At 47.5% G+C, this 7,594-nt stretch carries 7 protein-coding genes; 4 read left to right on the forward strand and 3 right to left on the reverse strand.

Annotated elements, in window-relative coordinates; all coding sequences use genetic code 11:
• The 4 genes from HQK80_13050 to ychF all read left to right on the forward strand — a co-directional run.
• Nucleotides 1-546, forward strand: a 546-nt coding sequence (locus HQK80_13050; protein ID MBF0223131.1) for a hypothetical protein, incomplete at its 5' end; no start/stop codon positions are given.
• Nucleotides 537-1,469 (forward strand): biotin--[acetyl-CoA-carboxylase] ligase, encoded by a 933-nt coding sequence (locus HQK80_13055; protein MBF0223132.1) that lies wholly within the window; start codon nt 537-539, stop codon nt 1,467-1,469. The genes HQK80_13050 and HQK80_13055, both read left to right, overlap by 10 nt.
• A 63-nt stretch (nt 1,470-1,532) precedes the next feature.
• Complete coding sequence (locus HQK80_13060; protein ID MBF0223133.1) at nt 1,533-2,354, forward strand: glycosyltransferase; 822 nt, start codon at nt 1,533-1,535, stop codon at nt 2,352-2,354.
• 123 nt (nt 2,355-2,477) lie between these two features.
• A complete protein-coding gene (gene ychF / locus HQK80_13065; protein MBF0223134.1) occupies nt 2,478-3,587 on the forward strand; it encodes a redox-regulated ATPase YchF in 1,110 nt (369 codons plus the stop codon).
• Nucleotides 3,588-3,597: 10 nt separating this feature from the next.
• Here the strand turns inward: ychF and HQK80_13070 are convergent, their stop codons facing one another.
• The 3 genes from HQK80_13070 to HQK80_13080 form a co-directional block, all read right to left on the reverse strand.
• Nucleotides 3,598-5,739, reverse strand: a complete 2,142-nt coding sequence (locus tag HQK80_13070; GenBank protein MBF0223135.1) for an HlyD family efflux transporter periplasmic adaptor subunit — start codon at nt 5,737-5,739, stop codon at nt 3,598-3,600.
• 11 nt (nt 5,740-5,750) lie between these two features.
• Nucleotides 5,751-7,097, reverse strand: a complete 1,347-nt coding sequence (locus HQK80_13075) for an HlyD family efflux transporter periplasmic adaptor subunit (GenBank protein ID MBF0223136.1) — start codon at nt 7,095-7,097, stop codon at nt 5,751-5,753.
• A 60-nt stretch (nt 7,098-7,157) separates the two neighbouring features.
• Nucleotides 7,158-7,594: HlyD family efflux transporter periplasmic adaptor subunit (locus HQK80_13080; protein ID MBF0223137.1), on the reverse strand; the 437-nt coding region annotated here is incomplete at its 5' end.

Genomic DNA, 7,594 nt, shown 5'->3' on the forward strand with positions numbered 1-7,594 from the left:
AAGGTTGAAGAGGAGGACCAGGTTGAAGGGCCAAGCGGAGAATGGAACCATGTTCCCGGGACTGTACTTTTTGAGATAGAGCGTGAGCGAAACGTAAAGCCGATTTTCTCAAAAATCACAGGCGTGATCTCTAATAGTCGGGCTGATCTGGATAATCGATTCGTGGAGGCGGGTGAAAAGGTGATGACCATACGCTACCCGCTTAAGAAAAAAGAGATTATCGACATTATCTTAAAAAAAGTACTTACCATGTTCTGTGCGCCGGAGCGGGCCAAGTATTTCTTTGCCCTCGATATTCAGGCTAAGATTGATAAAGTCGGGCAGCGCTCAGTTTCGGTTAAGCCGGGGGATGAGTTTCTGACAATGTCTTTGATGAAGCGCGACACACCTGTTTTTTACGAAGGAGAGCCGGGGATTATTCACTCTGTTTATTTTTCCTCTGGCGACAGTATTGATCAGGGTACGCCAATGGTTGGCATATGTTCTGAAAAAATACTCCCTCTTGTTCAGCGAATTATCAACCGTGTTAAGGCAGAGTGGGACTGAGAGATTTCGGTTTGCCCTTTACTCCCCTTGATCTGCAAAATTCCATACGAGCTGAAGCCTCAGTTCGTTCTGACTTTTCCCGTCAATCTGCGGAAACCATTCTGCGATACGGTTGTTATGTCGGTTCCACCATTGAACATTTTGATTCAACAGATCGTCTAATGAATCATGCCAGGGAACAGATTTCTACGTACGAAAATAAAGGGGTGTCGTATCCATCCGGCTATGTTTATTCTGCCAATGCTCTCCATTCCAGCAAAGGTCGATTCTTACGATCCTGGCACGCTCCTGCGGGAGGTGTGTGGATTACCCTGGTGGTGGTAAACACCCTGCTTCCTGAGAGTTCTGTCCTGCTGCCACTGGCTGCCGGTGTCGCCTGTTGTGAAACGGTGAGATCGTTTGGTGTTGAGGCTTCCGTTAAATGGGTGAACGATGTTCATGTACACGGCAAGAAAATAGCTGGGATATTGACCGAGAGTTTCAGGGGCCCTGTCTTTGGTGAAGAGTACATTCTTCTGGGGATTGGCCTTAACGTCAATAACCAGGAATTTCCAGCCGAACTCCGGGCCAGTGCTGGAGCCATGTCGTTGTATGGCAACGATATTTTTGATCTTGATGAGGTGCGGCTGCGGTTGATGGCGAAACTTGCCTGGAACGTCGGGTTACTCCATTATGAAGAGGACAGAAGGCTTAACTGTGGCGCATCAGCAGACGATACGGCAGGACATCCTCTTATTGCAGCATGGCGCCGCCTGAGTGATACAGTTGGCAAAAATGTCCATTATGGTTTTAACGTTTTTGAAAAAGTACAGTATGCCGCCAGGGTTGTTGATATTGATCCCCTTGGCAGACTGATAATGAAACTTAAAGACGGTTCGATCATAACCGAGAATTCTGGTGAGATAGTTTATGTCAAACAGTGAAATTTTCTATGGGACAGTCTGATGTCTGAAAGGGCATGTGCCGACCTGGTTGCCGAAATAGGTATGCCCCGGGTTTCCGTTATAATTCCTACCTACAATCGTGCACCATTTCTGAAAGATGCCATTGATTCTGTTTTAGGGCAAACCTATCCTAATATTGACCTCATCGTTGTTGATGACGGCTCAACTGACCAGACCAAAGAAGTCGTTAAAAAATATGATCGACGACTGACCTATGTTTGTCAGGCCAATAAAGGTGTGGCGGCGGCGAGAAACCGGGGTATTACTGAGAGTAGCAACATGTATATTGCCTTTCTGGACTCAGATGACAGGTTTGAGCGCCGAAAAATTGAAATTCAGGTTGCAGCAATGCAAGAGAACCCGTGCTGCCTTGTTTCACATACCCAGGAAAAATGGTTTCGTCGCGGCCAGTTTCTCAATCAAAAGAAGAGGCATCGTAAAGAGTCTGGTTATCTATTTAGTCGTTGTCTTGAGCTCTGCGTTATTGGGATGAGCACAGTAATGGTGCGGAGGGAGTTTTTCAGCAAGGTAGGGTATTTTGATGAAACTATGCCCTGTTGTGAAGACTATGACCTTTGGCTACGGGCAAGTGTATCTCTGCCCTTTCTCTTGATTGATCAGCCGCTTACCATTAAAAACGGTGGGAGACCCGATCAGTTGTCGGTGCAGCACAGGGTGGGCATGGATGCCTACAGGATAGGAGCAATTATGAGATTAATTGATTCATCGGCCTTAAGCGAAGAGCAGTTAAGACAGGCCCGGAAGGAGTTGATCGAAAAATCGACTATCCTTGGCAATGGCTGTTTAAAACACGGGAAAACAGCAGAGGCCAGCTATTATCGTAATCTAGCTGAATCAGTATAGCGCTGCCTGATTGGTGTGCAGATAGCCCGAATATCCTTGCCGTAAAGAGCTTAAAGAGGTATAAAATCACATTTTGTCGGCAGGGAGTTGCCCTGCGTTTGCTATCTGAGAGAGGAATGAGTAATGGGATTTCGTTGCGGTATAGTGGGGTTGCCTAATGTTGGTAAGTCCACCATTTTTAATGCGTTGACATCAGCGGGAATAGAATCGGCTAATTATCCTTTTTGTACGATTGAGCCGAATGTTGGAAAGGTTCCGGTGCCTGATTCTCGTCTGGATAAGTTGGCGGAACTCGCTAAAACCCAGCGTGAGGTCTATGCCCAGATGGAGTTTGTCGATATCGCCGGACTGGTGAGTGGGGCAAGCCAGGGGGAAGGGTTGGGAAACCAGTTTTTAGGGCATATCAGGCAGGTTGATGCAATTGCGCATGTGGTACGCTGCTTTGAAGATGGCAATATTGTTCATGTCGATGGCAGTATTGATCCGTTGCGGGATCGGGAGGTCATTAATACCGAACTTATCCTTTCTGATATGGATACGGTCGAAAAACGCCTTAAAAAGACAGCGTCCATGGCCAAGTCAGGCGATAAAGGGTTTCAGAAGCAGCTTGTCATTCTCGAAAAAATTCAGGCGGTGCTCAACCAGGGCAAACCGGTTCGCTCCCTCGTCTTTGATGATGCTGATAAAGACGCAGCCCAAAAGCTTCTCAAGGAGATATGTCTTTTAACTGAAAAGCCGGTTCTGTATGTCGCAAATGTTGCAGAAGAGCATATTGTCTCCGGGAACAGTTGGGTTGAGCAGTTGACCAAGGTTGCCGCCGAAGAAGATAATGCCCCTGTGATCATGATTTCCGGGGCCATTGAAGAAGAGCTGAGCGCGATGAGCTCTGAAGAACAGGCTGAATTTCTTAACGATATGGGGCTGTCTGAATCGGGCTTAAATCGGCTTATTAAGGCCGGCTATAAACTCCTTGGTTTAACCAATTACTTCACAGTAGGCGTCAAAGAAACCAGGGCCTGGACAATTCCGGTTGGAGCCAAAGCACCGCAGGCTGCTGGAGTGATCCACTCTGATTTTGAAAAGGGTTTCATCCGGGCCGAGGTGATCTCCTATGATGATTTTATTGCCTGCGGCTCTGAAGCCGCCGCCAAAGATCAGGGCCTCTGGCGGCTTGAAGGCAAGGATTATGTGGTCAAAGATGGCGATTGTATTAACTTCCGCTTTAATGTGTGACTCTAAAACCCTAAAATCCGCTTTCCCGAATCAAAACGGCCAGAACATTGCGCTTGGCCCGTTCATAAAGGCTTATGGCCTTGCCGTTTAAGACCAGTCTGCCCCGCACTACTCGATTAAAGTCTGTCGATTCCGGTAGATCAAGATGCATTCTATAGAAACTTCCATGACTGATCAGGTTTCTCTCTGCAGAGAATGTAACCGCGATATCGCCCCCATAGACTGAGGCAAGATAGGGCTCGTCGAGTATTTTCTTATTAAGTGGTTCTACAGATGTCAGAGTTACCGGGAGGGGATCACCGGTCTGATTATCCGGGTAAAAAAGGCCCTTGTTGCCCAGGTCAATATTGGTCAACTCATCTCCCTTCAGATAGCCCTCAAGATGAAACTCTGCCTGGTCAACGATTTGCCCTAAAAGATGGCTTGGGTTGATCCATTGGTTTACTGAAAGTGTCTCGTCTAAATCGACAAATCTACCGGAAATAGGTGCGATTATCTTCAAGCGCTGGGCCTGCTTTGCGTAGCCATCAATTTCTGTATGGGCCTGAATCAGCTGGCTTTGCAGCATCTTCCTGGAAGTTATTAACTCACTTTTGGCAATTTGTCTTTGTAGCTGGACTTCGAGGACCTCAATATTTTTTAGGGCACGTTGCTCTTTTAAGCTCAGAAGAGGGTCGTTTAAGCTGAACAGTAAATCTCCTTTAGCAACCAGCTGGTTATTTACGACGTGAATCTTACTGATTTGAGCAGAGATGGGCGGGAACAGTTGGTGGCGTTCTTTGGGCAGAACAACACACCGAACATAGATATGTGAATTCCAGGCCACAAAGAAAAGTGAACAGAATAAAGTCAACAGGGTAAAGCTGCCCAGCAGATTACGGTTAACCAAGCCCACTTCAGAACGTTTTTCCCACCAGGAATGAAGTTCCTGAATAATAGGCAGAAGAATAAACCAGATAATCTCGACGCTGAAGAGTATAAGCCCCAGGATTTTAAAAAACATGTGGTATACCACAAGGGCAATTCCGGTAAAGAGAATGACTCTGTAGATCCAGGTTCCATAAGCATAGGCAATCAGCAAGGTAACTCTTGAAGATCTGAGTGACTCAGGGCAGGGGGCTTTGAGCCCGATCATCATATCTCGTAAATACCATTTCCCCAGGTTGAAGGCCCGGGTTTGCAGGTTAGGGATATCAAGATAGTCTGATAAAAGGTAATAGCCGTCGAAGCGCATGAATGGGCTGATATTCATAAATAACGAGGTGATCCAGGTAACAGTGGCAACTATAAAACAGGCTGAGCGCAGAGGGCCATCAGCGATAAAACACCAGAGAAAGGTAGCTATCAATGCCAGGGCGATCTCGACAGCAATACCGGCACCGACGATTTTCATACGCGCCTTCCTGTCGGTTAACTTCCAGGACTCCGTCGTGTCGGTAAAAAGCATGGGGAAAAGTACGATGAAGGCCAGACCCAGAGTGGGAACACGTATTCCATAGTATTTGGCGGTATAGGCATGCCCTAACTCATGCAGTATTTTAACGAAAACCAGGGCTGCTGTGTAGTAAAAAAGGCCTTCAAAGGAGAAGAAATAGGCGAAGGTGTTCAAGAAACTTTGCCACTGGCGGGAGACTAGATAGATACTTAATACCGCCATAACAAGAAAGAGATACTGAACTGGTTTGGAGGCTAGAATTTTAGCGGCAGGCAGGGTGGCATCAAGGAAGCGATCTGGTTTTATAAGTGGGATTCTCAAGAACAGATAGTTCCGGACAAGCCAGAGAAGCGGATGTGTTTTTTTGTTCCGTCTGCTGTTAATCATGGCTGTTGAGACAGGATTTCCAGGGGCAAGAAGACAATTATAGGTAAAGAAACTGTGAAGAGTTTGAATCTCTTCCCGGTTTGTATGTATTGAGGTTTGTGAGTTAATAGTATCGGCGACCTGCTGAGCGGTGACATTGCCTCTGGCGATGTTAGACCAGCGGGCCAGTGCCTCAAATTCGAGGCGGCCTATACGGAAAAACTGGTTCTTCGGTGGGTCGTGAAGTGTCCAGGTGGGTGATCCACCTTCCAGGGTTGGCCCTGGCAGCAACTGTAGATTTTCCCGTAAAGGAAGGAGGATGTCATCCATGCCGGAAGATACTGTGGCCATTGTAGGTACCTCTATAAGGCCAGAAATTGGCGCAAGGCGGTATATGGTTTTCTCATTAGATAATAGAGTACCGATACTTCCTCTCCATAAATCTTAGCTGTTCCCCTGAGCCCGATACGGGGCAGTTGACCTTGAGCCTCCAGGGTGGCTTTAATCTGGAAGGAGAGAACACCTTCCTCCGACACTCTGGCTTCATAACTTGCCCGTCTGAGTGTAGCTTTGATTGGTTTGTTGGGCATGACGTTGAGGAAGATAAGGATCTCCGAGCCGGGCTCGAGTGTAATTGCATCTTCAACGGGCAGCATTATTTGGGCTTCAATTTTGATTGGGTCAGCAATGGTAAGAATTTTCTGGCCAACTTCAACGGGTCTGCCAAGCCAGTCGTCCACATCGCCATATACGGCTATCCCGTCACGTCCGGCAGTCACGATCGAGCGATCCAGCAGGTCTTTTGTGTAGGCTATCCCAGCTTTTTGTTGCTCGATGGTTGCTTCAAGAGTTGTAAGTTTTGCGCGGCTTTGCGGATCAACAAATGATTTTTGCTTTGCCTCATTATGTTCAGTCCTCAATACAGCTAAGGCCTTTTGAGCAACCTGGTATTCATTTCGTAGAGAGGTGCTGTCCAGGGTAAACAAGGTCTCTCCCTGGGTGACGGGCTGGTTGGGGCGTACTGACATTGACTCAATAACTGAACTTATGGGAGACGTAACCAGGAGGGGTTCGAGCGGGACTATTTCAGCGGGAGCAAGCGCGGAAAGCCGCATGGGAAGATCAAGGACTAAAATGATTACGGCCAGTAGTGTCAGTTGAATTATTCGCTTTGGAAGAGCAGCGATGAACTGCTTGAAAAAGGAGTGCTTTTTGACTCGTAAACCAGCCAGAGCGTGGGCGTAAGCCTCGGTTAATCGCTGTAAAAGGGAGATCTCAGACTCCTGCCACACAGTATTACGGGTAAAGATGACTCCACCTAGAATATCTCCACGTGGTGTAGTCAGCGGACAGCAGAGCATGTAACCAAAAGACCACTCCTGCCAGCCTTCGACGAGGGTTGTGGGGATATCTTCAACGGTGATCTGGCGCGGGCCTGGATCTTTCGATTTAAGTTTTCGTAAGAGGGCCTGGCTATAGGTTATGAAAGGGGAGTTTTTGTCGGGGCTGTCAACGCCTGAAACAGCTCTGATTACCGGATTGCCATTGATGCCAGGAAGCCAGACCATTGACTGCTGGTAGGGTGTCAGCCGGATAGACTCATTAACTATGGTGTAGATGAGGTCAGTTGTGCTGGCGGCATGACGTGCTTGTTTCTCAAGTTGGAGCAGGGTGCTGAAGAAAAGAAGTTGTTGTTCGGCTTGATTCATAACTTAAAAGTATAGAGATTTCCATTTTTGCATGACAAGGAAATCCCCTCAATCCCCTTTTCACTTCTTAAAATACGCAGTTCCGCTCATTCCGGCAAGCAGTTCCGGGTGATTGCCATCTATTTTGGCACGCACTTCCAGGGTCTGGCTGACCTGGTCAACTTTGGCACCCAGCACCGTTAATTGAGCTTTGTACTCTGTATTTGTCTCATCAATTTTCACCTTAAATGGGAGGCCAGGTTTAATCCAGTTCAGCCAGTGGGAAGGCACAAAGAGCTGAACGGTTAAATTTGCGTCGTCAATGACCTGAAGCAGAGGTTGTCCTGGCGTGACATACTGAAAAGGGTTGGCGGCACGACTGATCACCCTTCCTGCAAAAGGGGCTTCAATAGTGCACTTTGTAACCATGCTGCGCCGAAGTTCAACTTCAGCCTCAGCTCGGGCAACTCGCGCTTTAGAAACAGCCACATCGAGCTCGCTGGCAGATTTCAGCTGAT

The organism is Desulfobulbaceae bacterium (assembly GCA_015231515.1).
GTDB lineage: Bacteria > Desulfobacterota > Desulfobulbia > Desulfobulbales > VMSU01 > JADGBM01.

What these genes read in the sequence shown, in the direction of transcription:
- HQK80_13060 (MBF0223133.1), top strand. Translation starts at nt 1,533, where the DNA reads ATGCCCCGGGTTTCCGTTATAATTCCTACCTACAATCGTGCACCATTT.
- ychF (MBF0223134.1), top strand. Translation starts at nt 2,478, where the DNA reads ATGGGATTTCGTTGCGGTATAGTGGGGTTGCCTAATGTTGGTAAGTCC.
- HQK80_13070 (MBF0223135.1), bottom strand. Translation starts at nt 5,739, where the DNA reads ATGGCCACAGTATCTTCCGGCATGGATGACATCCTCCTTCCTTTACGG.
- HQK80_13075 (MBF0223136.1), bottom strand. Translation starts at nt 7,097, where the DNA reads ATGAATCAAGCCGAACAACAACTTCTTTTCTTCAGCACCCTGCTCCAA.